Genomic DNA, 24,617 nt, shown 5'->3' on the forward strand with positions numbered 1-24,617 from the left:
GTCTGGATGAGATGGCGCCGGGGATGACCCGGAGCTGCGCGTGCCATTATGGCACGGTGACCGATACACGATGCGTGGCTGTGATTCAGGCTCGAACGGGATCCTCCCGTCTCCCCGGGAAGGTCCTGCGGCCGCTCGCCGGACGCCCTGTCCTCGGCTGGATGGTCCGCGCGGCCCGGGCAGCGGCGGGGGTCGACGAGGTGGTGATCGCCACCTCCACCGCCTCCGGTGACGACGCGGTCGCCGCGCTCGGCGAGGAGCTCGGGGTCCCCGTGGTGCGGGGCAGCGAGGACGATGTGCTGTCCCGCTTCGTGCTCGCGCTCGCGACCACCGAGGCGGACGCCGTCGTCCGGCTCACCGCGGACTGCCCGCTGGCGGATCCGTCCCTGATCTCCTCCGTGGTCGGGCTGTGGCGCTCCGACCCGTCGCTCGACTACACCGCGACCACGCTGGTGCGCACCCTGCCGCGGGGCCTGGACGTGGAGCTCGCCTCGAAGCAGGCGCTGCTGACCGCCGACGCGGAGGCCGAGGGCTTCCACCGCACGCACGTGACCTCCTACCTGTACGACAGCAAGCGCCCGTTCCGCACGATGGGCCTGGTGGTGCAGCCGGCCGCCAATGATCTGCGGGTCACCCTCGACACCGCCGAGGACGGCGCCATGCTGGATGCGGTCGTCGCCGAGCTGGGTGATCGGGCGCCGGCCTGGCATGAGGTCGTCGGCCTGCTGCGCTCCCGGCCCGACCTCACCGCGCTCAACGCCGGGGTCCGGCAGAAGACGCTGGCCGAGGGATGACGCACTTCGTCGTCCGGTGCGATGCGAGCGCCGCGGGCGGGATCGGCCACCTGGTGCGGGCGATCTCCGTCGCGGACGCCGCCCGGGAGGCGGGGCACACCGTGGTGGTGGCCGGCTCGATCCGATCGCCCCTGGCCGAGCAGCTGCTCGTGGACGCCGGCCTCGAGGTGGTGGGGGCTCCCGCCGACCTCCAGGTCCTGGCCGCCGAGCAGGGCGCATCGGTGATCCACGTGGACGACTACACGATCGGGACCGACGCACTGGCGCAGGTGCGGGCCTGCGGTGCCCTGCTGTCCTCGATGGAGGACGGGGCCTTCGGGCGCCGACCCGCCGACGTGGTCGTGGACTCCACCCTCCGCGCCGAGCACAGCAGTCGCCCGCACGACGGCAGCGGCATGGTGCTGCGGGGCATCGGGTATGCGCCGATGCGGGCCGAGGTGCGCGCGGCGCGCGAGAAGCGGGCGGCGGCCGGGCAGGACGTCGGCCGTGACGCCCGGGTGCTGATCGTGATGGGCGGCACCGATGCCACCGGCGCCGCCGGCACCCTGGCCGCCGTCTGCGGTGCGGCCGACGGCGTCGGCCGGGTCAGCGTGATCGCCCCGGAGCGGAACTGGGACGCCGTGCGCGCCGAGGCGGGCGACGCGGTGGAGCTGATCGCGCCCTCGCCCGATTTCCTCGACCGCGCCGGCGCCGCGGACCTCGTGGTGAGCGCCGCGGGGACCACCGCCTGGGAGCTGGCCTGCATCGGTGTGCCGAGTCTGCTGGTCGCGGTGGTGGAGAACCAGCGGGCCGGGTACGAGGCGGCGATCAGCGAGGGGATCGCGCGCGGGCTGGGATCGCTGGACGAGGTGCGCGAGGCCCTGCCGGCGGCCACGGCCCGCGTGGAGAGCGCCGTCGCCGACCTCCGTCTCGGGCGGTCGTGGGCGCCGGTGGGCCGCGCGAAGGTGGACGGCCATGGCGCGCAGCGGATCGTCACCGCCTGGGAGGAGGCGCTGGCCCGACGGATCGGCGACGACAGCGCTCCGGTGGTGGCGCGCCCCGCCGGCATCGACGACTCGTCCCTGCTGATGCGGTGGCGCAACGACCCGGAGACCCGCCGGGTCTCGCGGTCCAGCGACCCGGTCTCCTGGGACGGCCACATCGGCTGGTACCAGCGGGTGCTCGAGGATCCGCGGCGGGAGCTGTACGTCGTCGAGCGCGGCACCACCCCGGTGGGGACGGTGCGGTTCGACGCGCTGGAGCTCGCTGAATGGGAGGTGTCCATCACCCTCGCGCCCGAGGCCCGCGGACACGGTCTGGCGCGGCCCGTCCTGGCCGCCGGGGAGGCCGCCTTCGGGGCACGGCACCCCGAGGTCACCGTCGTCGCTGCGGTGCTGCCCGGCAACGTGCCGTCCCAGCGGCTGTTCGCCCGCGCCGGCTACCAGCGCGATCCGGACCGCGACGACGGTGACTTCGACGTGCTCGTCAGACGAGATCCCAGCTGAGCGGCGTCCCGCGGCCCACGTCCTGGCGGAAGGTGCGACCGACCACGACGTCGAGGTAGCGCGGCTCGAGTCCGCCGGCCGGCCGGATCGAGCGCACGTTCGCCTCGGTGACCTCGTCACCGGCGCGGACGTCCTCCACCACGAACAGGGAGCGGCGCAGTCGCCGGCTCTCGGCCTCGCTCGCGGTGGGGCCGACGTGCACCTCACCGAGCGCCGACCAGGCGCTGCGCGATTCCTCGACCAGTGCCTTCAGCTCCTGCGGCTCGAGCGAGAAGTCCGAGTCGACCCCGCCGTCGGCGCGCCGCAGCGTCACGTGCTTCTCCAGGATCGCGGCGCCGAACGCCACGGCCGCGACGCTGACGCCGATGCCCTTGGTGTGGTCGGACAGCCCGGTGACCACGTTCCAGGTGTCGCACAGCACCGGGAGGGTGCGCAGGTTGGTCGACTCGGCGTCGGCGGGGTACGAGGAGGTGCAGCCGAGCACGGCGATCTGGTCGTTGCCCTCGGCGCGGAGGGTCGCCACGGCGAGGTCGACGTCCGCGGCGTCGGCGGCGCCCGTGGAGAGGATCACCGGCTTGCCGGTGCGGGCGACGGTGCGCAGCAGCGGGATGTCCGCGATCTCGAGCGAGGCGATCTTGTACACCTCGGCGCCCAGGTCCTCCAGCAGCTCGACCGCGGTGGCGTCGAAGGGGCTGGAGAACGGGATCATGCCGTGCTCGCGGGCGCGGGCGAAGATCGCCTCGTGCCAGTCCCAGGGGGTGTGCGCCTCCTGGTAGAGGCTGTAGAGGTTCCGTCCGCCCCACAGGCCGTGGCCGTCGGTGATGCGGAAGGCGGGACCGTCGGCGTCGATGGTGATCGTGTCCGCCGTGTAGGTCTGCAGCTTGATCGCCGGGGCCCCGGTCTCCGCGATCGCGTCGACGATCTCCAGCGCCCGACCGAGGTCGCCGTTGTGGTTGCCGGACATCTCCGCCGCGACGAAGGGAGGGTGGCTCTCGCCGACCTGCAGGTCGCCGATCTGGAGTGACTTGGGGGATCCGTGCTGGCTCGAAGACATGGGGCGATCGTACCGGAGCCGCGACATCGCACGTCCCTCAGCTGGGTTGCAGCTCGCGCACCAGGCCCGCCAGGCGATTCCGGCAGTCGGCCATGACGAGGTCGACGCAGTCCTGGTAGGGAGCGGTGAAGTCGATCCATCGCGGTGCGATCACGGTCGAGTTCCGCGACAGCTGATCGACGGAGGTCGCGCCTCCCCCCGGTGCGGTAGTGGAAGTTCTCGGGAGAGAAGCCCAGCAGCCACGCCGGCGTCCCGACCGCGGCGGCCAGTTCCATCGGCACCGTGCTGATGCCGATGATGAGGTCCATCGACGCCAGATGGGCGGCCAGGCCCTCGAAGTCGTCGAACAGGTCGACCCCGTCGATCTGGCGGATGCCGTGCTCGGCGCAGTACGCGGCTTCGGCGGGGTCGATGGCGTGCTGCACCGACCAGAACTCCACCCCGTCGACGTCCAGCAGCGGCTCGAACTGCTCCACCCCGAGATACATCATCCGGCGGGAGCCACCGGCGAAGTGGCTCTTCCAGACCAGACCGACCTTCAGGCCCTCACCGGTCCTCGGCACCGCCCGGGCAGGGTCAGGGACCAGGTAGGCCCCCGAGTCCTCGCGGGGAAGCACACCGGCGAACCTGTTGAACGTCAGGTTCTGGCCGAAGGTCACGTGGTCGGCCGCCTCCAGGTGCGGATCGCACCGTGCCGTCAGATGGCTGGCCAGTATGAAGTCGCTGTACCGGCCGTCGTAGACCGGGTTCAGCAGTCCCCGTAGGCGTCGCGGGACGCCGAGGAACTCGACCGCCGGGAAGCTCCGCTCGAAGAGCGAGCGCAGACGCGGATCACAGGTCGCCGTGACGGTGTAGCGAGCTGCGAGCTCCCCCAGGAACTGGGCGGCCCGGATCTCATCGCCGACCCCGTCGTCGGCGATGAGGAACAGCCTCGAACCGGGGTCCTGCGGCAGCTCCTCGTAGTTCAGGAACTTCCTGCCGTGGTCCCGCTTCAGCAGGCGCCAGTGCGGCGCCGCCCGGCGCACGCTCCAGCTCCTCAGATAGTCGCCGTCGAGCAGCAGGGTGGTCGCCTGGTCGCGATCGCCGGGGCGGACGCCCGCCCGGCCGGCGCTCGCGGCCCCGTAGCCGATCTGGTTGCGGAGGTCGACGACGGAGAACTCGTCGTCGAGCCGGGCCAGGACGAACCGGAGCCCGGTCGCCGCCGCCGTGTAGGAGGGGTCCTCCTCCAGGACCGATCGCAGCAGATCGGCGGCATCGCGGTGAGCTCCGTCCTCCATGGCGATCAGCCCCCGGCCGCATCGGGCGCCGAGCAGCGTGTCCGGGATCCCCTGGAGATGCGGCACCAGGGCGTCCAGCTCCGTCAGGAGGTCTTTGACCGTGAGCACGCGCAGCAGCGCGTCCTTCGTGAACACGTCCATCGTGGGGAAGCTCGTCATCGACGCCTCCAGGCAGGCGGCGAAGAACGCCTGGTGCGCCGGGCCCTGTGCTCTCAGATCGTGCGCGAGTGCCAGCACTCCGGGCACCGCGCGGAAGTCCTCCGGGATGGCGTCGAGGTCCTCGATCAGGGAGCCGGAGTCGAAGCGCAGCGCGGCCTCGACCACAGCACGGTCGCGCAGACCGTGCAGAGCGATCTGCCGTTCCACCAGGGCCCGCGCCGTCCCCTCATGGCCGTGGGTGACGAGATCGCCGACATACCGGAGGTTGTCCTTGCACTGCTGCGGGTCCTCCTCGCCGCCCGCGAAGAAGTCGAGCACGTCGACCTTCTCCAGCGCGCCCTGCCGGAGCTTGAACTCCCGGAAGCGCAGGTCCCTGACGGTCGTGCCGAGCGCCCCAGGGCTGCTCCGGGAGAGCCGCAGCGCCCCGAGGGCCTCGAGCTTGTCGTGCGTGCTCATCCCGGACAGCTGGATCCATCCGGCCAGCCGCACGGCCTCTCCCGACCCGAGCTCACGATCCCCGAGGCTCGCGACGTGGGGCGCCAGGAGCTGGTCGGCGATCAAGCCGTCCTGGGCGCTGAGCAGGGTGACGCCGATGAAGCACTGGTCCAGGAGTCCGAGGCGGTCGGCGTCCACTCCCTCCAGGATCCTCGACGCCGTCCGGAAGTTCCGGAGCCTCGACAGGTGACGCGCGATGGCGAGGACGCCGGCCGGCTGCGCGCTCGAGGCCCTGTCCGCCAGGGTCGCTTGCCGATCCGTAGGATCGAACGGCGGTCTCACGGCACGGGTGAGCTTCCGGAACACTGCTTCCACCTCGGGGAACGGGCCGAGCCCTGGCGGCTCGTCGCTGCCGAGGACTCTAGCCGGGCTGACGACCCGACGTCGGCCGTGCTCCCGTCTCGAGAGCGACGGTCCCGCGGGACTCCTCAGGCGGACCCGAAGATCTCCCGGCGGAACTCCGGGACCGGGTAGGGGACGAGGTCGTGCGGTGACTCCGCCAGGCGGAAGAGACCGGTGGCGACGTCCTGGAGGGTCTCCTCGTGGCCGGGCACGGGGATCACGTACGTCGGACGTCCGAGCGCGGCGGCCTCCCACAGGGAGGTCGAGAACGCGCCCACGCAGATCTCCGACTGCCCGATGGTGGTGAGGGTGTCGGCGGAGGCGACCGTCACGTGCTCGCTCAGTCCGGCGGCGGCGAGCTCCTCGCCGATGCTCGAGCGCTGCGCGGGATGCGGGGCGAGGACCACGCGCAGCTCGGTGCGCTCCCGGACCAGGTCGCGGGTGAACGCCAGGATGCGGCGCAGCACGCGGGGCTGGGAGATCACGCACACGTCGAACGACGGCTCGGCCGACGGGTCCTCCGCGAGGTCGGCGCTCAGGGCGCCCTGCTGCCGCGGCACCACCACGTGCTCGTCGTAGACGTTCGTGCGCTCGGCCCAGAAGTCCGACCAGGCGTAGAAGCGCGAGGCCCCGTGGGCAGGAGTGCCGCCGAACCAGAAGCTCGGCGCGTACCGGCTGGTGAGCGCGTACTGGATGTCCGAGACCAGGGCTCCGGAGCGCGCCGCGGCCGCGGCGATCCCGGCCCACCAGTGGCTGGAGGCGATGAGGACCTCCTGGGGCGCCACCCTCTCGAACACGGGGGTGAAGAACTCGCGCTCGTCGAGGAACTTGACCAGGCGGTTGCGGAGGTGGTCGCCGAGGTCGACGCTGATGCCGAGGGCGTCGGTCAGCGCGGCCTCGAAGGGACGGGCGTCGACCTCGGGGATGCGCAGCTGGCTCCAGCGCCGGCCCGGGCCGAGGCGCCACTGGTTGTACTCGTGGAAGGGGTAGACGAGGTTGGTGTCGTCCACCTCGGGGTAGCCGTGGGCATCGGGCTGGACGACGAACAGGGTCTCGTCGTCGCGGAACGCGGCGGTGCGGTACCCGCTCTGACCCCGCCGGACGTAGTCGAGGACGACCTGCCGGGCCGGCGGTGCCGTGGTCAGCCGCTTGGGGCCCGCGTAGACGTCCTGGACCGGGGTGCCGACGGCCCCGGCCGCTCCCCAGAACCCGAAGGCCTCGGCGAGCTGGATGATCAGCGCGGACCGGCCGAGCTCCCAGACGTGGACGCCGTCGCGGGTGGCGATGTCGAACAGGCCGTGCTCCCGCTCGGCAGCGCAGATGCGGTCGAAGAACTCGCCGTAGGTGAACGGCGGCTCGATGCGCCGGCGGCTGCTGCCGTCGCGCAGCAGCACCCAGTCGTACTCCCCCGGATGGTCACGGACGGTCGCTGCGGCGACCCCGAGTTGCGCACCTCCAGTCCCCAGCTGTGGTTGATCGGGGTGCCGAAGTTGTCGGTGCCGGCGGTGACCGGGAACCACGGGTGTCGGGGGATCTCGCGACGGGTGGGGGCGGCAGGTCCCTTGGCCAGACCGTTCAGGACCCGCACCGCCGAGGTGGCGGCGCGCGCTCCGAGGCCGACGGTGGGCACCTCGCTCGGAGCGCCGGCTGCACCGTCGCCGACGGGCGTGGTGGCGGCCTCAGCCGCCGCCGTCGATGCGACGGGCCCGGCCGGGACCGGGGACTGCCCCGCCGCGGATGGCTGCGTCGGCGCGAGCGGCTGGAGGATCTCCGCCGCCTCGGCGGGCTCCGCCGAGGCGCCCGGCCCGGCGTCCGCGGCCGTTCCCGCCAGTTCCCGGCGTGCGCGGGCCCGGACCCCTGCCGCCGAGGCGACCTGGCGCGCCTTCCACAGCACGTCCCGCGGTGCGCGCTTGACCAGGGAGGTCAGCGTGCCCATCCCCCGCAGGGTCCCCGTGCCCCCGGAGGTCGCGAAGACGGTGTCCACCATGCCGGGTCGGCCGGCGCCGTACCCGGCGTCCCGGCGCAGATGTGCCAGCACCTCCAGGTCACCACCGGCGGTGGTGCTGGCGAGGTAGTGCCGGTCGCCGGATCCGGGGGCGGTGGTGTACGAGACCACCGCCGGTCCGGCGGCCGCGACGTCGATCCGGGTGGTGCCCCGCCGGCTCCGCACCTGCGGCGCCGCGGTGCGGGTCCCGTCGTCGACCTGGACGTCGTGAAGGAGGGTCGGGGACTGGACGGTGATCTGATGGACACGGTGTCCGCCCGAGCGCCGCACGCGGTGGGTGATCTCGTCGACGGCGATCGGCTCGGTGCCGTCGGTGGCGAACACCTGCGCCAGGTCGATCGGCGCATCGTGCGGGCCGAGGAAATCACGGTACTGCTCGGCGACGGCCGCCGGAGCGAACCGTTCGTCGTACCGTTCCCGGGCGCGGCGCCCGAACCGCTCCCGCAGCGAGGCGTCCGCGGCGAGCTGCCGGAGCCGCTCGGCCAGCTGCTCGACGTCGCCCAGGGGCACGATGTACCCGCTGCCCCCGTCCTCGATCGCCTCCCGGGGCCCGAAGTCGAAGTCGTAGGAGACGGTGGGGCGGGCCTGGTACATCGCCTCCAGGAGGGGGTACGGGAAGCCCTCGGACAGCGAGGTCATCAGCACGATGTCGGCGGTGGAATAGACGTCGTGCTCCGTGCCGAAGCCGGGCAGGCGCACGCGCCCGGACAGGTCGAGCGCGTCGACCAGCTCCCGCACGGCGACGTAGTACGGGTTGCGGGGATTGATGGAGCCCCAGAGCGTCAGCCGCACCGCGTCGTCCTCGATCAGCGACAGCGCGCGCACCGCGTCGAGCTGGTTTTTGCGGTGCTGGAACGAGGCCGGCAGGGCGATGTTCACGCCCTCGTGCTCGACGCGCTGGATGATGCCCGAGCCCTCCCCGGGGAAGTTCGGGATGAAGACCACGTCGGACTCGTCGAAGGTGGGGATGAACTGCTCGCGCAGGCCGTCGGCGACGGTCTGGAGCCGGTCGATCACCGCCCGTGACGCCATCAGCGGCTCCCACAGCTCCGCGTGATGGAGGTAGTCGCCGTGGATCTGGAGCACCGTTCTCGGGCGCCGCTCGTCACCGCCCAGCGCGTGCTGGAAGGCCAGGGCCTGCACCGGAGCGGTGAAGATGATCGTGTCCTCGCCGGTGAGCGTCGCGTTCAGCGTCCTCAGCGCGGCGAGCTGATTGCCCGTGAACTCGTACCGCAGGGCGCCCAGGGTTCCCGACAGCTCCGGGTGGACGTTGCGGTGCAGCAGCCTGCCGCCGTCGGCCGGGAGCGTTCTCAGGGTGAAGGCGGGGACCTCGACGTCGAGCGGCCACAGCGGCAGCATCCGGTCGGCCACGTTCCCGTTGCCCAGGAAGCCCATCACCGCCACCGGATACCCTGCGGCGCGCAGACCGTTGGCCAGCTGCACGACCGACTTGTGGTAGCCGGTGGGTCCGGCGACCTCGTTGGAGCAGATCAGGATCATGCAGGCATCGGCCTTCCTCGAGAAGCGGGGGGTCGGGGCGACGAGCCCTGCGGTGTCACGGTGCGGGGACCAGGGGTTCCGGCAGGAGGGCGTCACGGCCCGGCACCCGGGGCAGAGCGCCCGGGAGATGGCTCAGCGGGTGACGCAGGAACACCAGCGGCGACGCCCCTGATCCGGCGTCCTGGGCGCCCTCGGGTCTCTTCACCACGCCCAGCACGGCGCCGGCCTTGCGCAGCGGCGCCCCCGCCCAGTAGCTGAGGAACGGCCCGGGCCGCCGGTGGTCCCAGCCCAGGGCGGTCCGGAGGGCGTGCGGGTCCAGCAGGTGCTGGTGACCCAGCTCGGCGAGGGCGACGGCCCTGCGGACCTGGTCGTCGGCGTCCTCATGGAACTCCGGCCACAGATCCCTGGTCCGCCGTGACACCTCGGTGCCCAGCGCACCGATGGAGACGTCCGAGCCGTAGACCGCCGTCGGGGTGCCTTCGGCGGCGGCGTAGACGACGGCGGTGGAGAGCTGGTTGGAGACCACGCGGCGCGCCCCTCGGACCAGCCGCAGGATCCGGCCGAGGAACTGCGGGTCCCGGCGTTCGCCGGCGCTGACCACGCGGTGCCCGTGCTCGATCCAGACCCGGAGCTTCTCGGGGCGATCGAGGTCCTCGGGGTGCAGGCAGACCACCGAGGGGCCGTCGCGCTCGGCGAGCTCGCGGGCGAGGACGGCGTCATCGTGCTCGAGCTTCACCAGGCGGGTGTCGTGGACGGGGAACGCGACCGTGGCCTCCAGCGGGGCGATGGGCCGGTCGGCGGTCAGGGCGCTCAGGTAGAGGAAGGGGGCACCGATGGGGGCGGTCTCGAACGGGTCCGTGGCTGGATCCCATCCGCGGGCGGCGTGGCTCCACACCAGGCGACGCGCCGTCCGCGGCAGTCGGGCGAAATCCGAGAAGTGGACCAGGGAGGGTGAGCGGACCGTCCATCCGTGCTGGACGAGCCCGTCGATGTGCCGGACGGAGCGGAGCCCGGCGTGCTGAGCCAGCGCCGCGCTGTGGCCGTAGTAGTGGTTCTGGATGTCCATGTGCGCTCAGCCGAAGATGCCGTGGCGCGTCGCAGGCACGTCGTACGGGACCAGGTCATGCGGTGAACGGGCCAGCCGGAACAGCCCGGACTCGATGTCCTCGAGGGTCTCCTCGTACCCGGGCACCTCGATCACGTAGGTCGGACGCCCCAGCGCCGCGGACTCCCACAGCGAGGTGGAGAAGGTCCCCACGCTCAGCCCCGAGCGAGCGATCGTGGTCAGGGTGTCCTGCGCGGCCACCTCCACCGAGGTCTCGAGACCGGCCGCCGCCAGCTTCTGGTCGATGATCGTGCGCTGCGCCGGGTGCGGGGCGATCACGACGCGCAGCTCCGGACGCTCCCGGACCAGGTCCTGGACGAAGGCGAGGATCCGCCGCAGCACGCGCGGCTGGGAGATGATGCAGACGTCCCAGACGGGGTCGCCGCTGGGCGGGTCCGCGATGGCGGACGTCAGCTCGGGCTGCTCGCGCGGGACCACGACGTGCTCCTCGTAGACATTGGTGCGCTGCGCCCAGTAGTCCGACCAGGCGTAGAAGCGGGTCGCTCCATAGTGCGGCTTCTGCCCGAACCAGAAGCTGGGCGCGTACCGGCTGGTCAGTGCGTACTGGATGTCCGAGACGCGGGCGCCGGAGCGGTCGGCCGCGGCGGCGATGCCGGCCCACCAGTGGCTCGAGGCGAGGAGGACCTCCTCGGGCTCGACGCGTTCGAAGACGGGCGTCCAGAACTCTCGTTCGGCGAGGAACTTCGCCAGCCGGTTGCGGAGATGATCGCCGAGATCGACCTGGATGCCGAGGGCCTCGGTCAGCGCCGCCTCGAAGGGGCGGGCATCCACCTCCGGGACCCGCAGGTGGGCCCAGCGGCGCCGCCAGTCCTGCTTCCACCGGGTGAACTCGGCGAAGGGGTAGACCAGGTTCGTCTCGTCGACGTCGGGGTAGCCATCGGCACCGGGCTGCACGACGAAGAGCGTCCGGTCGTCCACGAACGGGGCGGTGCGGTAGCCGCTCTGCCCCCGTCGCGCGTAGTCGAACACGACGGTGCGCGTCTTCGGCGCCGAGGTGAGTCGCTTGCTGCCTGCATACACGTCCTGGACCGGAGCCCCGACAGCGGACGCGGCGCCCCACAGTCCTGCCGCCTCGGCGAGCTGGATGACCAGCGCAGAACGCCCCAGCTCCCACACGTGGACCCCACCGGCAGCGGTGATGTCGAACAGGCCGTGGTCGCGTTCGGCGGCGCAGATCCGCTCGAAGAGCTCCCCGTAGGACCATGGCGGCGTGACCCGCCGCTGGGAGGCCCCGTCGCGCAGCAGCAGCCAGTCGTACTCTCCCTGGATGCTCACCGCCGGCCGTTCGGCGGTGCCGCCGTTGGCCACCTCGACCCCGCCGGTCCGATTGATCGGGGACCCGAAGTTGTCCACGCCCGACGTCACCGGGAACCACGGATGCCGGGTGATCTCGCGACGGGTCGGCAGCGACGGGTTGACCGCCACCGCTCGGGTCAGTTCTGTCAGGGCGGTTCTGGCGTACGTCGCCGCCACCCGTCCGACCGAGCCCATCGCCTGCGCCGGGAGCCCGATGGCCTTCCCCACGCCGCTCAGCCGGTTCGACGAGGAGGACGGGCTCGCCGCGGGCTCGGGGGCCGTCGTCGCGGCGTCCGCGCTCGGGGCGGTGGTCGGCGCGGCGGCTGACGTCTGCCCGGGGGATGCGCTGCGTGGCTTCGGCGCGGGCATGAGCTGGCGCAGCTTCCAGGTGACCGCCTCGACGGCGTCGGTCCCGAAGGTCGCGAGCGCATCCGGCGTGGTGTGCCACGAGACGTGCCGTGCACCACCGCGAGCGGCGAAGATCGTGTCGCGGGCGATCGGGTCCGCGTCCGCGTAGTCCGCGTCACGGCGCAGGCGGGGCAGCACCGGGAGCGCGTCACCGTCCGCGGGACCGGCCAGGTAATGGCGGTCCTGCGAGCCCGGCCGGGTGCTGTAGGAGACGACCCCGTGGCCGCCGGCGAGGAACTCGATGACGGTGCCGTCGCCCTGACGGCGCACCCGGGGGCGCGTGATGCGCCCGCCGTCGTCGACCTCGACGTCGTGGAGGACGGTCGGGGACTGGACGGCGACCTGATGGAGACGCCGACCACCGGAGCGCCGCACCCGGTGGGTGATCTCGTCGACGGCGATCGGCTCGATGCCGTCGGTGGAGAACACCTGCGCCAGGTCGATCGGCGCGTCGTGCGGGCCGAGGAAACGACGGTACTGCTCGGCGACGGCCGCCGGAGCGAACCGTTCGTCGTACCGCTGCCGGGCGCGGCGCCCGAACCGCTCCCGCAGCGAGGCGTCCGCGGCGAGCTCCCGCAGGCGCTCGGCCAGCTGCTCGACGTCGCCGAGGGGCACGATGTACCCGCTGCCCCCGTCCTCGATCGCCTCCCGGGGCCCGAAGTCGAAGTCGTAGGAGATCGTCGGACGGCCCTGGTACATCGCCTCCAGCAGCGGGTACGGGAACCCCTCGGACAGCGACGTCATCAGGACGATGTCGGCGGTGGAGTACACGTCGTGCTCCGTGCCGAACCCCGGGATCCGTACCCGGTCCGACAGCCCCAGATGCTCGATCAGCTCCTGGACCGCGATGAAGTAGGGGTTCAGCGGGCTGATGTTGCCCCACAGCGTCAGGTGCACGGACTCGTCGTCGATCCGTGACAGCGCGCGCACCGCGTCGAGCTGGTTCTTGCGGTGCTGGAACGAGGCCGGCAGGGCGATGTTCACGCCCTCGTGCTCGACCCGCTGCACCGTGCCCGGGCTCTCGCCGGGGAAGTTCGGGATGAAGACCACGTCGGACTCGTCGAAGGTCGGGATGAACTGCTTCCGCAGGCCGTCGGCGACGGTCTGGAGCCGGTCGATCATGCCCCGCGTCGACATCAGCGGCTCCCACAGCTCCGCGTGATGGAGGTAGTCGCCGTGGATCTGGAGCACCGTCCTCGGGCGCCGCTCGTCATCACCCAGCGCGTGCTGGAAGGCCAGGACCTGCACCGGAGCGGTGAAGATGATCGTGTCCTCGCCGGTGAGCGCCGCGTTCAGGTCCCTCAGTGCGGCCAGCTCGTTGCCCGTGAACTCGTACCGCAGGGCGCCCAGGCTCCCCGACAGCTCCGCATGGACGTTGCGGTGCAGCAGCCTGCCGCCGTCCGCCGGGAGCGTCCTCAGCGTGAAGGCGGGGACCTCCAGGTCCAGCGGCCACCGCGGCAGCATCCGGTCGGCCACGTCCCCGGTGCCCAGGAAGCCCATCACCGCCACCGGATACCCCGCCGCGCGCAGACCGTTGGCCAGCTGCACGACCGACTTGTGATAGCCGGTGGGCCCGGCAACCTCGTTGGAGCAGATCACGATCATTCAGGTGACGACCTTCCTCGGATTGCATTCGTTCAGGACCTGACGTCCCCTGGACCCACTGCGCCGCACCCGATGGCTCCGGGCGGTGACCGACCCGCTCGGGCGCCCCGGGCTACCTGTCCGGGCCGCTCCGACCCGCTGGCCGCAGGCGCAGCGCTCCGCGTCGAGCGCCCGCACATCCGCGGTGTCCACCGCGCATCCGGGCTGCCCGGTCGGTCCGACGACCTCGTTCACGCAGATCAGGATCATGGTGCCGTGCAGTCTAGCCACGCGCGTGAGCTAGATCCGGTTCTTGCGCAGCGCCGCTACGGCGCTGGTGACCAGATGCACGGCGGCACTCCACACGGGAAGCTCCTCCTGCTGCCGCAGCACCTGCCACACCGCACGCACCGCCCGCGAGCGGTCGGCGGAGTGCGAGCCCAGCTGGGCGGCGCGGTACAGGGCGAGCGGTTCGTCGATCCCGACCGCCGTGCCGCCGGCGCGGACGATGCGCAGCCACAGCGCCCAGTCCTCGGCGCCCGGGACGTCGGGCATCGACACCGGGCCGGTCCGATGGGTGTCGACCACCGCGGTCAGGTTCCCGATCACGTTGCGGCGCAGGAGGTCGGCGTGGGAGAGGCGGGTCGGGACGTGCACCACGCGGCCCTCGGGGACGAAGTCCGCGGCGGACCCCGCGAAGCTCGCATCGACGCGGTGGTAGCCGCAGTACACGAGCGCCGCATCGCTCAACTCGGCGAGAACGAGCTGTCGCTCCAGCTTGCTGGGGAGCCAGAGGTCGTCCGCATCGCAGAACGCGATGAACCGGCCCCTGCCGCTCGCGATCCCGGTGTTGCGGGCCGCCGCGGGACCGCCGCTGCGCGGACGACGCACGAGCCGCACCCGCCCGTCGTGCCGCGCGAGCTCCTCGACGATGTCTGCCGTCTCGTCCGTGGAGCCGTCGTCGACGACCACCAGCTCGAGATCCCGGCATGTCTGATCGAGTACGCTGAGGACCGACTGACGCAGGGTCCGTGCGCCGTTGAAGACCGGTATGACGACTGTCACCAGCGGATGTGGTTCTCTTGCGACAGTCATGACGCACGATCATACCGATGCCGCAAGACGGCGCCGCCCGCGGGGCCCGTCCGGCTGGAGGAGAACGAACTTGGCAGACCAGAAGGCGCAGCTACCCCTCGCTCCGCGCCTCACCTCCGCGGAGACCGAAGCGCTCGCGGAGCGAGCAGGACTGCAGGAGATGGGACTCCGGCCTCCCTTGGGCCGGTACATCAAGCAGGTGTGGGAGCGACGCTCCTTCATCTGGAACCTCTCCGCGTCCCGGGCCTACTCGCGCAACCAGGGCTCGTACCTGGGGCAGGCATGGGCAGTGCTGCGCCCGATCCTCGACGCAGCGGTGTACGTCATCATCTTCGGGTTCCTCTTCCAGTCCAGTGCCCCCGGGATCGACAACCGTGCGGCCTTCATCACGATCGGGACGTTCACCTACACGCTGTTCCAGACATCGGTGATGTCGGGGCTGAACTCGATCCCGGCCAACCTGATGCTGATCCGCTCCCACCGATTCCCTCGCGCGGTGGTCCCGCTCGCGACGGTCATGACCGAGACGGTGATGTTCGCTCCGATCCTGGTGGCGATGGCGGTGGTGGCCATGGTGACCGGCCTGCTGCCGGGAATGGGTCCGGTCCTGCCCACCTGGTCCTGGCTCCTGCTGCCGTTCGCCGCCATCCTGCTCGCCGTGTTCTCGTCGGGAGTCGCTCTGTTCTTCGCGCGACTCGGGGCCCGAGCGCCTGACATCGCCAATGCGATGCCCTTCATCCTGACGCTCGGCCGGTATGCTTCCGGCGCCATGTTCCTGATCGAGGCGATGGTCCCGGACGGCCTCTGGTTGAAGCCGCTCCTGCTGCATCAGCCGGTCGCTGTCTTCCTGGAGCTGTTCCGGGCCGTGTTCGGCAACGAGCCCATGATCCCGATGACGGCGAGTCTCTGGCTCGAGGCCACTGCCTGGGCGGTGGGCATCTTCGCCATCGGATTCCTGTACTTCTGGCGCGCAGAGGAGACCTACGGTCGTGACTGAGGACACCGATTACGAGATCGACCCGGAGAACCTCCCGAAGCGCGCGCCGCGCAAGCCCCTCGGTCCCCCCTCCGTCCTGGTCGACGACCTGCACATCACCTACCGGGTGTTCGGCGCCCGTCGCGGTGGCACCACCAAGGAGCGGAGCTCCCTCTGGGACAAGGCGGTCAGCCTGGGCCGTCCCGATACCGGGCCGATCACCGAGGTCCCCGCCGTGCGCGGGGTGTCGTTCGTGGCCCATCACGGGGAGTCGATCGGCATCCTGGGGACCAACGGATCGGGGAAGTCGACGCTGCTGCGGGCCGTGGCGGGGCTGCTCCCTCCGACGTCCGGGCGGGTCTTCACCTCCGCCGAGCCGGAGCTGCTCGGCGTGAACGCCGCCCTGCTGCCCCGACTGACCGGGGAGCGCAACATCATGATCGGCGGTCTCGCCCTGGGGCTCAGCACCAAGGAGGTGCGGGCGAACATCCCGGGGGTCGCCGATTTCGCGGAGCTCGGCGACTTCCTGTACCTGCCGATGAGCTCCTACTCCTCGGGCATGGCCTCCCGGCTGCGGTTCGCGATCTCCACGATCCGCACGCCCGACATCCTCATGATCGACGAGGCGCTGGCCACGGGTGACGCGTCGTTCCGCAAGAAGAGCACGGCGCGGATCGAGGAGATCCGGGAGCAGGCCGGAACGGTGTTCTTCGTGTCGCACTCCCTGGCCTCCGTACGGGCCATGTGCACGCGGGCGCTCTGGATCGACAAGGGCGTGCTGGTCGCCGACGGCGACGTCGACGAGGTCGCCGACGCCTATCACGACTTCGTCGAGGGCCGCTCCGACGCCTCGTCCGGCGCGAAGCTGCGGTAGGAGCCCGGCCGCGGCGCGGCGACCGCTCAGCGCGACGCCCGCAGCGCCTCTCCCTTGGCCATCGCGATCTCGCGCAGCTCGGCCTGGAAGGCGACCATCCGCTCGCGCAGCCGCGCGGCGTGCTCGTCGCCTCCGGCCGCGAGGATGCGCGCGGCCAGCAGCCCGGCGTTGCGGGCCCCGCCGATGGACACGGTCGCCACCGGCACCCCGGCGGGCATCTGCACGATGGAGAGCAGGGAGTCCATCCCGTCGAGATGCTTGAGCGGCACCGGCACCCCGATCACCGGCAGCGGGGTGAGGGAGGCGAGCATCCCGGGCAGGTGCGCGGCGCCGCCGGCCCCGGCGATCACCACGCGCAGGCCGCGCTCGGCGGCGGAGCGGCCCCAGGCGACCATGTCCTCGGGCATGCGGTGGGCGGAGACGACGTCGACCTCGACCTCGATGCCGAACTCGGCGAGCGCCTCCTCGGCGGCCCGCATCACGGGATAGTCGGAGTCGGAGCCCATGACGATGCCCACCAGGGGGCGGGACGCGGTGCGGTCGGTGGTCATCGGGCATCTCCCTGCAGGACGGCGTCGGTGGTCTCGGCGCCGGTGAGGGGGCCGTCGATGATGAGGCGCTCGGCGCGGTGGGCGCGCTCGAGCAGCTGCTCGGCGTCGTCCCCGAGCAGCGTGACGTGGCCGAGCTTGCGGCCGGGGCGCACGGACTTGCCGTAGAGGTGGAGCTTCAGCGCGGGATCGGCGGCCAGGGCGGCCTGCGCCCCGGGGGCGAGGTCCTCCGCGGAGCCGCCCAGCAGGTTGACCATCACGCAGACCGGGGCGAGCGGCGTCGTGGAGCCCAGCGGGAGGTCCGCGACGGCTCGCAGGTGCTGCTCGAACTGTCCGGTCACGGCGCCGTCCATGGACCAGTGCCCGGTGTTGTGGGGGCGCATGGCGAGCTCGTTGACGAGCACCTCGCCGTCCGCGGTCTCGAACAGCTCGACGGCGAGCATGCCGGTCACGCCGAGGTCCTCGGCGATCGTCAGCGCCAGCTCCTGGATGCGCTGCTGGGCCGCGGCGTCGAGGCCGGGCGCGGGGGCGACGACCTCGTAGCAGACGCCGTCCTTCTGCACCGACTGCACCACGGGGTAGGCCATTGCCTCTCCCCCGGGCCGGCGGGCGACCTGGGCGGAGAGCTCGCGGGTGAAGGGCACCAGCTCCTCGGCGAGCAGCTCGCCGTGCTCGGCGAGCCAGTCCTGCGCCTCCGGCGCGTCCTCGATGATCCGCACCCCGTGGGCGTCGTAACCGCCCCGCGGGGTCTTGACGACCAGCCGGCCCCCGGCCTCGGCGAGCGCGTCCGCGAGGTCCTGCGCGGAGGTGATCCGCCACCAGCGGGGGCAGGGGTGGCCGAGCGCGGTGAGGCGCTCGCGCATGACGAGCTTGTCCTGGGCGTGCACGAGGGCCGACGGTCCCGGGCGCACCGCGGTCTCCCCCCGGGCCTCCAGGTCCTGCAGGATCGCGGCGGGCACGTGCTCGTGGTCGAAGGTGAGGACGTCCACCGCGGCGGCCAGGGCCTGCACGGCCTCCTGGTCGTCATGGCGGCCGAGCCGCACCTGCGCGGCGACCTGGGCGGCGCTCTCGGCGGGATCCGTGGCGAGCACCGGTGTGGTCAGGCCCAGCTCGATCGCCGGGCCCAGCATCATCCGGGCCAGCTGGCCGGCGCCGACGATGCCGATGCGGCGGGCGCCGACGGAGGCGGAGGGGGAGGGATCGGGGCGGGAGGCGGTGGCGGACACGGCGGTCAGTGTACTGAGATCAGGAGCGCGAGCGCGGCCGGCGCGGCACCACGGACCCCTGCGGCAGGGAGTCGAAGCTGTCGCCGCCGGCCGAGCGGCCCCGCTGGCCGCCGCCGACCGCGGCGGTGCCGCGCCGGCTGCGCGGGCCGCGGCCGAGCCGGCCCCCGCGCAGCCCCCGCTCGGTGCGGTCCTCGGCGTCGCCGTCGGCGAAATCCTCGGGCAGCTCGTCGTCGCCGGGGGCGGTGATGAGGAAGACGCCGAAGGTCGCGGGCTTCTCGGTGAGCAGCTCGAGGCGGCCGCCGTCGTCCTCGACCAGGGTACGGGCCAGCGCCAGGCCCACCCCGGTGCCCCGGGAGCTGCGCCCGGAGACCGAGCGCTCGAAGATCCGCGCGCCGAGCTCGGGGTCGATGCCACCGCCCTCGTCGGCGACCTCGACCACCGTGGAGTGGTCGTTGCGGCGCACCTTCACGGTGGTGCGGCCGTCGCCGTGGACCAGCGCGTTCTCGATGAGGGTGGCGATGACCTGGGTGAGCGGTCCGGCCGATCCCCAGACCGCGGCGCTGCGCGGCACCTGGATGCGCAGCTCGCGACCGGCCCGGCGGTAGGCGGGCGACCACTCCTCGCTCTGCTGGGTGAAGACGCTGCGCAGCTCGACCACCCCCGGGGTGCGGCGGTGGGAGGAGCGCGGGGCGTTGATCAGGTCGTGCACCACCTCGGTGAGGCGGTCGATCTGCTCGAGGGAGATGCGGGCCTCCTCGCGCACCCATTCCTCGGAGCTGGTGGCGAGGATCTCGTCCAGTCGCATGGAGAGCGCGGTCAGCGGGGTGCGCAGCTGGTGGGAGGCGTCGGAGGCCAGGCGGCTCTCCGCCTCGAGCCGCTCGGCGAGCATCGCCCCGGAGCGGGAGAGCTCCTCGGCGACGTCGTCGATCTCGACGATGCCGGAGGGCTGCCAGGTGCCGCGGGCGCGGCCGGCGCCCATCTCCTCGGCGCGCCGGCTCAGCCGGGCCAGCGGCATCGAGATCCGCTGCGCCTGCCACAGCGCCACCGAGGCGCCGATGGACAGGGCGGCCAGCCCGGCCACCGTCATCAGCACCCAGGCGCTCGCGGTGTGGGAGCGCACGTCGGACTGCGGGATGTACAGGGTGATCGACTGCCCGGAGGCGCCCGTGGTGTAGGTCTGGATCGCGTTCTCCCCGGGCGGGTCACCCGCGGTGATGGTCTCGTCCTCGTAGACCACCGAGATCGCGATGTCCAGATCGGGCTGCTCGTCGATCCGGCGCTGCAGCAGCGCCTCGTCGATCGGGCGGTTGTCCTGCAGCCGGGCCTCGGTGTCGATGCGGACCAGATCGACGATGGCGTTGGCCCGGTTGCTGAGGTTCTGCTTGGTCAGGTTCAACCAGGAGTAGCCCAGCGGGATGCCGAGCATGAGCACGACCAGCAGCACGGTGATGATGGTGGCCTGCAGCACTCGCTGCCGCACGGATCAGCTCTCCGCGCCGGTCTCGAAGCGGAAGCCGACTCCCCTCACCGTCGTGATGCGGCGGGGATCGGTGGCGTCGTCGCCGAGCTTGCGACGCAGCCACGAGACGTGCATGTCCAGGGTCTTGGTGGAGCCCCACCATTCGGCGCCCCACACCTCCCGCATCAGGTCGTCGCGGGTGACCACGCTGCCGGACTCGCGCACCAGCACCGTGAGCAGGTCGTACTCCTTCGCGGACAGGCTCAGCTCCTCGCCGTCCGCGTAGGCCCGGCGGGCCGCGACGTCCAGCGAGACCCCGTTGACGTCGAAGCTGCCACCGGACTCCTCGCTGGTCTGGGAGCGCCGGATGAGGGCGCGGATGCGCGCCTGCAGCTCGCCGAGGCGGAAGGGCTTGGTGACGTAGTCGTCGGCGCCGGCGTCCAGCCCCACCACCGCGTCGACCTCGTCGGCCCGGGCGGTGAGGATCAGGATCGGCGACTCCAGTCCGCCCTTGCGCAGCCGGCGCGCGACCTCCAGCCCGTCGAGGTCCGGCAGGCCGAGATCGAGGATCACGACATCGATCGGCTCGGGTCCGGCGGCGATCGCGAGCGCGTCGATCCCCCGCGACGCACGGGTCACGGTGTAGCCCTCCCGGTCCAGCGCCCGGGAGAGGGGTTCAGCGATGGCGGAGTCGTCCTCGACGAGAAGCAGTCGTGTCACGCGGTCCATCCTACGTCCCGGCCGCTCCGCCGGCCCCGGGACCGGCGGCGGCGCGGGTCGGCCCGCTGCGCAGACGGCCTCACAGGTCCAGGTCCAGCGGCGCCGAGCGGTCCCGGGTCATCTCCTGGACCCGGACCGTCCCGATCCCGTGCAGCTCGTGGTCCTCCCCCTCGCTGAGGGCGAATCCGCCGGGCAGCGCCCGGGCCACGGCGCGGCCGGTGGCGTCGTCGACGGCGACCGTGCCGGGGCGGGCCACGGACTCCATCCGCGCGGCGAGGTTGACGCGGGGACCGAAGACGTCGCCGTAGCGGGAGAACATCTGCCCCCAGGCCAGGCCCACCCGCACCGGCGGCAGGTCGGTGGCGGCGGTGATGGCCTCGGCGAGGCTGACCGCGATCTGGGCGCCGTCCTCGGGGGTGTCGGCGAGAAACATGATCTCGTCGCCGACGGTCTTGACCACCCGGCCGCCGCCGACGGAGATGATGTCGCGGCTGATGGACTCGAAGCGACCGACCATGTCGGCCAGCTCGGCCCCCGGCAGCTCCTGGGCGAGGCGGGTGAACTGCACCAGGTCCGCGAAGCCCACCGCCCGCTGCAGCGGGAACAGCTCATCGGTGTCGCGGTGCAGCACCTCGGAGCCGGCCCGGGCCGCGGTGGCCGCCAGCTGCCGGCGGAAGGCGAACATGACCTGCGACTCGAAGGTCTCGAGCAGCTCGGGCAGGGCGTCGAGCATGTGCTGGCGCGCCTCCGAGTCGCCCATGCCCTCGGAGTGCTTGGCCTCGTCCACCAGGGCCTCGGTGATCCACATCGCCAGCCGCCCCATGTGGAAACCGAGCCCGCGGGTGATGCTCTCGAAGGCGCGCTCGGACAGCCCGCCGTCCTCGACGATCGCGGCGAGGTCGCCGATGGAGTACGCATCCTCCTCGGTGAACACCACCGTGTCCTCGTCCACCGGGGTGAAGCCCAGCGATCGCCAGTACACGCTGGTCAGTCGTTCGGGGATGTCCTGCTGCTGGGCGAGGTCGCGGCGGGAGAACTTGCGCGAGCCCTGCAGCAGCACCTTCTCGAGGGCGCCCACGCTGCGTCGCACGTCGGCGAAGCGGCGGTTCAGGTCGAGGATCTCCTGGTCGACGTGCGCGCTCGGCTCCGGGGAGTCGAGGTCCGGCAGCTCCGGGGACGCCCCCGGCTGGGGTTCGAGCGAGGCCGCCGGCTGCTCGGCCGGGGTGCTCGTGCTGCCCACCGGGTCTGCGGTGCGTCCTTCGTCGTCCATGCCGCCGGTCACGTGCCGTGCTCCTCCTCGCCGACGCCCGCTGCGTCGTCCGTCGTGGCCCGGACGGATTCGTCGGACCGCAGATGCCTCACGTCCCCGACGTCCACGGCCACCTGGTCACCTCCCCCGAGGTCGAGGACCAGTCTGCCGTGCCCGTCGATGCCCCGGGCCACGCCGTGCCGGGGGGCGGGCTGCGCTCCCCTCGTGCCGGATTCCCCGAGGGGATCGATCCGCACCGCGCGCCCGACTGTGAGGCACGCCATAGTGTAGCGCTGTCGCAGCCCGGCCGAGGTGCCGTCTCCTCCTGCGGACTCGAGGCGCCCGAGCTCCTCGACCAGGGCCGCGGCCAGCGCGTCCTCGAGCTGCTCGCGCACCGTGTCCTGCTGCGGCGGGGCGGTGCCGGGTCGGATTCCTCCCTCTCCCCACAGCCACGCGGCCCCGGGCACCGCGGTGCCGTCCGGGTGGCGGACGGGGCCGCGGAGGTTCATCCCGATCCCGAGCAGCACGGCGTCCGCGCCCCGGCCCTCGACGAGGATCCCGCCGAGCTTGCGACCGTCCTCAGTGTGCAGGTCGTTGGGCCATTTCAGGCCCAGGGCGACTCCGTCTGCGGCGGCGTCGTCCCCGAGCACCGCCGACAGCGCGTCCAGTGCGGCGACCCCGGCCGCGAGCGGGAACCAGCCGCGCTGCGCGGGGGCCAGGGCGCTGCGGTGGACGTGGGTGAGGGAGAGGCTGGCCCCGTCGGGGCTGGCGAAGGCCCGTCCCAGCCGACCGCGGCCGGCCCGCTGCTGGCGGGCGGTGAGCGTGAACGGAGTCCGCTCGCCGGCGTCCAGGCGGATCGTCGCCTCGTCCTGGGTGGAGCCGACGGTCCCCAGGCGATGGACCGCCGGGGTGGTCCGCTCCCGGGAGCTGCTCGCACGCTCCACGTCTCCCCCTCCTGCCCGTCCCGGCCGCGGTCGACCGCGGCCACCCGCCGGGTCCCGCCGGGCCTGCGTAGCGTAGTATCCCGATGTTCGATTTCCCCCGGATTCACGGCGGCCCGGCGGGCCGCCGCAGGAGGCTCTGTGACCGACGCCCCGCGGCCGCTCACCACCGCCCAGCGACTCGAGGAGCTGCGCGCGCGTGATGCCGCCGCGGTCTCCGCGGCCGATGAGGTGGCGGTCCAGAAGCAGCACGCCCGGGGCAAGAAGACCGCCCGGGAGCGGATCTCCGACCTGCTGGACGACGGCTCCTTCGTGGAGACCGACCGCTTCGTGCGGCACCAGGCCAGCGGCTACGGCATCGACCGCAAGCGGCCCGACGGCGACGGCATCGTCACCGGGTACGGCACCATCGACGGCCGTCAGGTCTGCGTCTACTCCCAGGACTTCACCGTCTTCGGCGGCTCCCTCGGCGAGGCCCACGGCCGCAAGATCCAGAAGGTCCAGGACCTCGCCCTGCGCACCGGGGTGCCGATCATCGGGATCCTCGACGGCGGCGGCGCCCGGATCCAGGAGGGCGTGGCCTCGCTGGCCATGTTCGCCGGGATCTTCCGGCGCAACACCCGCGCCTCCGGCGTGATCCCGCAGATCTCGCTGATCATGGGCCCGGCCGCCGGCGGCGCGGTCTACTCCCCCGCGCTGACCGACATCATCGTGATGGTCGAGAAGACCTCCCACATGTTCATCACCGGCCCCGATGTGATCCGCGCGGTCACCGGCGAGGACGTCGGCTTCGAGGAGCTCGGCGGCGCGCGCACCCACTCCAGCCGCTCCGGGGTGGCCCACTACATGGCGCCCGACGAGGCCGAGGCGATCGAGTACGTCAAGGACCTGCTCAGCTACCTGCCCGCGAACACGCTGAGCCCGGCGCCGTCCTTCCCGGTGCGCTTCGAGGAGGGCCGCACCGCGGCCGACACCGCCCTGGACACGCTGGTGCCCGACTCGCCGAACCAGCCCTACGACATGCTCGACGTGCTGCGCGCGGTGCTCGACGACGGGGAGTTCCTCGAGGTCCAGCCACTGTTCGCCCGCAACGTGCTGGTGGGCTTCGGCCGGGTGGAGGGCTACAGCGTCGGCATCATCGCCAACCAGCCCTCGCACCTGGCGGGCACCCTGGACATCGACGCCTCCGAGAAGGCGGCGCGGTTCGTGCGGCTGTGCGATGCGAACAACATCCCGGTGCTGACCTTCGTGGACGTGCCCGGCTTCCTGCCCGGCACCGACCAGGAGTTCGGCGGCATCATCCGGCGCGGCGCGAAGCTGCTGTACGCCTACGCCGAGGCCACCGTCCCGCTGGTCACCGTGATCACCCGCAAGGCCTACGGCGGCGCCTACATCGTGATGGGCTCCAAGGAGCTCGGGGCCGACATCAACCTCGCCTGGCCCACCGCCCAGATCGCGGTGATGGGCTCCCAGGGCGCGGTGAACATCCTGCATCGCGGGGACCTGCGCGCCGTCGCCGAGCAGGGCGGGGACGTCGCGGCCGAGCGGGCCCGCTTCGAGGCGGAGTACGAGGAGCAGTTCGCGACCCCGTACACCGCTGCCGAGCGGGGCTGGATCGACGGCGTCATCCGGCCCGCCGACACCCGCATCGAGGTCGCCCGCGCCCTGCGCGCCCTGCGCACCAAGCGCGACTCCCTGCCCACCAAGAAGCACGGGAACATCCCGCTGTGAGCGCGCAGGTCCGTCCCACCGACGTGCAGCTGGTCCGCGGCGAGCTGCGGGACGACGAGCTGGCCGCGATCGCGGTGGTGGTCTCCGCGATGAGCGTCACCAGCCGCCTCGAGGCGGAGGAGCGCAGCCTCGCCGAGGGCCGCGGCGCCGGCTCCGGCGCCTGGAGCGAGCCCGTGCACACCCACCCCCGCGCGCACGGGCTGCGCAGCCAGGCCTCCCCCACCGCCTGGCAGTTCGCCGACCGCTGAGCGGGACCCGGCCCCACTAGACTGCG

At 72.4% G+C, this 24,617-nt stretch carries 17 protein-coding genes; 6 read left to right on the plus strand and 11 right to left on the minus strand.

Going from position 1 to position 24,617, the window contains the following annotated elements; translation table 11 throughout:
• The first annotated feature begins 23 nt into the window (after nucleotides 1-23).
• Both ACOJUI_RS11520 and ACOJUI_RS11525 read left to right on the plus strand, forming a co-directional pair.
• The gene (locus tag ACOJUI_RS11520) at nucleotides 24-794 is read left to right on the plus strand and encodes a cytidylyltransferase domain-containing protein (protein WP_422115100.1); all 771 of its coding nucleotides are present in this window, start codon (nucleotides 24-26) and stop codon (nucleotides 792-794) included.
• Nucleotides 791-2,278, plus strand: coding sequence for a GNAT family N-acetyltransferase (locus ACOJUI_RS11525; RefSeq protein WP_422115101.1), 1,488 nt, complete (start codon nucleotides 791-793; stop codon nucleotides 2,276-2,278). The genes ACOJUI_RS11520 and ACOJUI_RS11525 overlap by 4 nt, the downstream gene beginning before the upstream one ends.
• Here ACOJUI_RS11525 and pseI read toward each other — a convergent pair.
• The 5 genes from pseI to ACOJUI_RS11550 all read right to left on the minus strand — a co-directional run bounded on the left by pseI (nucleotide 2,259) and on the right by ACOJUI_RS11550 (nucleotide 14,589).
• Complete coding sequence (pseI, locus tag ACOJUI_RS11530) at nucleotides 2,259-3,242, minus strand: pseudaminic acid synthase (protein WP_422115102.1); 984 nt, start codon at nucleotides 3,240-3,242, stop codon at nucleotides 2,259-2,261. The genes ACOJUI_RS11525 and pseI overlap by 20 nt on opposite strands.
• 3,597 nt (nucleotides 3,243-6,839) lie before the next feature.
• Nucleotides 6,840-9,110 (minus strand): glycosyltransferase family 4 protein, encoded by a 2,271-nt coding sequence (locus ACOJUI_RS11535; protein ID WP_422115103.1) that lies wholly within the window; start codon nucleotides 9,108-9,110, stop codon nucleotides 6,840-6,842.
• 55 nt (nucleotides 9,111-9,165) lie between these two features.
• Entirely contained in the window at nucleotides 9,166-10,176 is a 1,011-nt protein-coding gene (locus tag ACOJUI_RS11540) for a hypothetical protein (RefSeq protein ID WP_422115104.1), read from the minus strand.
• A 6-nt stretch (nucleotides 10,177-10,182) separates the two neighbouring features.
• On the minus strand, nucleotides 10,183-13,545 hold the full coding sequence (locus tag ACOJUI_RS11545) for a glycosyltransferase (RefSeq protein WP_422115105.1): 3,363 nt from the start codon (nucleotides 13,543-13,545) through the stop codon (nucleotides 10,183-10,185).
• Between the two features lie 279 nt (nucleotides 13,546-13,824).
• Nucleotides 13,825-14,589, minus strand: coding sequence for a glycosyltransferase family 2 protein (locus ACOJUI_RS11550; RefSeq protein ID WP_422115106.1), 765 nt, complete (start codon nucleotides 14,587-14,589; stop codon nucleotides 13,825-13,827).
• A 100-nt stretch (nucleotides 14,590-14,689) separates the two neighbouring features.
• Here ACOJUI_RS11550 and ACOJUI_RS11555 point away from each other — a divergent pair, with 100 nt between their 5' ends.
• Both ACOJUI_RS11555 and ACOJUI_RS11560 read left to right on the plus strand, forming a co-directional pair.
• Nucleotides 14,690-15,616, plus strand: coding sequence for an ABC transporter permease (locus ACOJUI_RS11555; protein ID WP_422115107.1), 927 nt, complete (start codon nucleotides 14,690-14,692; stop codon nucleotides 15,614-15,616).
• A complete protein-coding gene (locus ACOJUI_RS11560; protein ID WP_422115108.1) occupies nucleotides 15,609-16,469 on the plus strand; it encodes an ABC transporter ATP-binding protein in 861 nt (286 codons plus the stop codon). Before ACOJUI_RS11555 ends, ACOJUI_RS11560 begins: the two co-directional genes overlap by 8 nt.
• Nucleotides 16,470-16,495: 26 nt before the next feature.
• On the opposite strand, the gene purE is transcribed toward ACOJUI_RS11560, so the two are convergent.
• From purE to ACOJUI_RS11590, 6 genes are all read right to left on the minus strand, one after another.
• Complete coding sequence (gene purE, locus ACOJUI_RS11565) at nucleotides 16,496-17,020, minus strand: 5-(carboxyamino)imidazole ribonucleotide mutase (RefSeq protein WP_422115109.1); 525 nt, start codon at nucleotides 17,018-17,020, stop codon at nucleotides 16,496-16,498.
• The gene (locus ACOJUI_RS11570; protein WP_422117661.1) at nucleotides 17,017-18,150 is read right to left on the minus strand and encodes a 5-(carboxyamino)imidazole ribonucleotide synthase; all 1,134 of its coding nucleotides are present in this window, start codon (nucleotides 18,148-18,150) and stop codon (nucleotides 17,017-17,019) included. The genes purE and ACOJUI_RS11570 overlap by 4 nt, the downstream gene beginning before the upstream one ends.
• 112 nt (nucleotides 18,151-18,262) lie before the next feature.
• Nucleotides 18,263-19,723, minus strand: coding sequence for an ATP-binding protein (locus ACOJUI_RS11575; protein WP_422115110.1), 1,461 nt, complete (start codon nucleotides 19,721-19,723; stop codon nucleotides 18,263-18,265).
• 3 nt (nucleotides 19,724-19,726) lie between these two features.
• Entirely contained in the window at nucleotides 19,727-20,422 is a 696-nt protein-coding gene (locus ACOJUI_RS11580; protein ID WP_422115111.1) for a response regulator transcription factor, read from the minus strand.
• Between the two features lie 79 nt (nucleotides 20,423-20,501).
• Nucleotides 20,502-21,704, minus strand: coding sequence for an adenylate/guanylate cyclase domain-containing protein (locus ACOJUI_RS11585; protein WP_422115112.1), 1,203 nt, complete (start codon nucleotides 21,702-21,704; stop codon nucleotides 20,502-20,504).
• Nucleotides 21,701-22,615, minus strand: coding sequence for a biotin--[acetyl-CoA-carboxylase] ligase (locus ACOJUI_RS11590; RefSeq protein WP_422115113.1), 915 nt, complete (start codon nucleotides 22,613-22,615; stop codon nucleotides 21,701-21,703). The genes ACOJUI_RS11585 and ACOJUI_RS11590 overlap by 4 nt, the downstream gene beginning before the upstream one ends.
• Nucleotides 22,616-22,753: 138 nt before the next feature.
• Here ACOJUI_RS11590 and ACOJUI_RS11595 point away from each other — a divergent pair, with 138 nt between their 5' ends.
• Nucleotides 22,754-24,343, plus strand: a complete 1,590-nt coding sequence (locus ACOJUI_RS11595; protein ID WP_422115114.1) for an acyl-CoA carboxylase subunit beta — start codon at nucleotides 22,754-22,756, stop codon at nucleotides 24,341-24,343.
• Nucleotides 24,340-24,591, plus strand: coding sequence for a hypothetical protein (locus ACOJUI_RS11600; RefSeq protein ID WP_422115115.1), 252 nt, complete (start codon nucleotides 24,340-24,342; stop codon nucleotides 24,589-24,591). The genes ACOJUI_RS11595 and ACOJUI_RS11600 overlap by 4 nt, the downstream gene beginning before the upstream one ends.
• Nucleotides 24,592-24,617: the final 26 nt, after the last annotated feature.

The organism is Brachybacterium sp. UNK5269, assembly GCF_049266655.1.
Taxonomy (GTDB): domain Bacteria; phylum Actinomycetota; class Actinomycetes; order Actinomycetales; family Dermabacteraceae; genus Brachybacterium.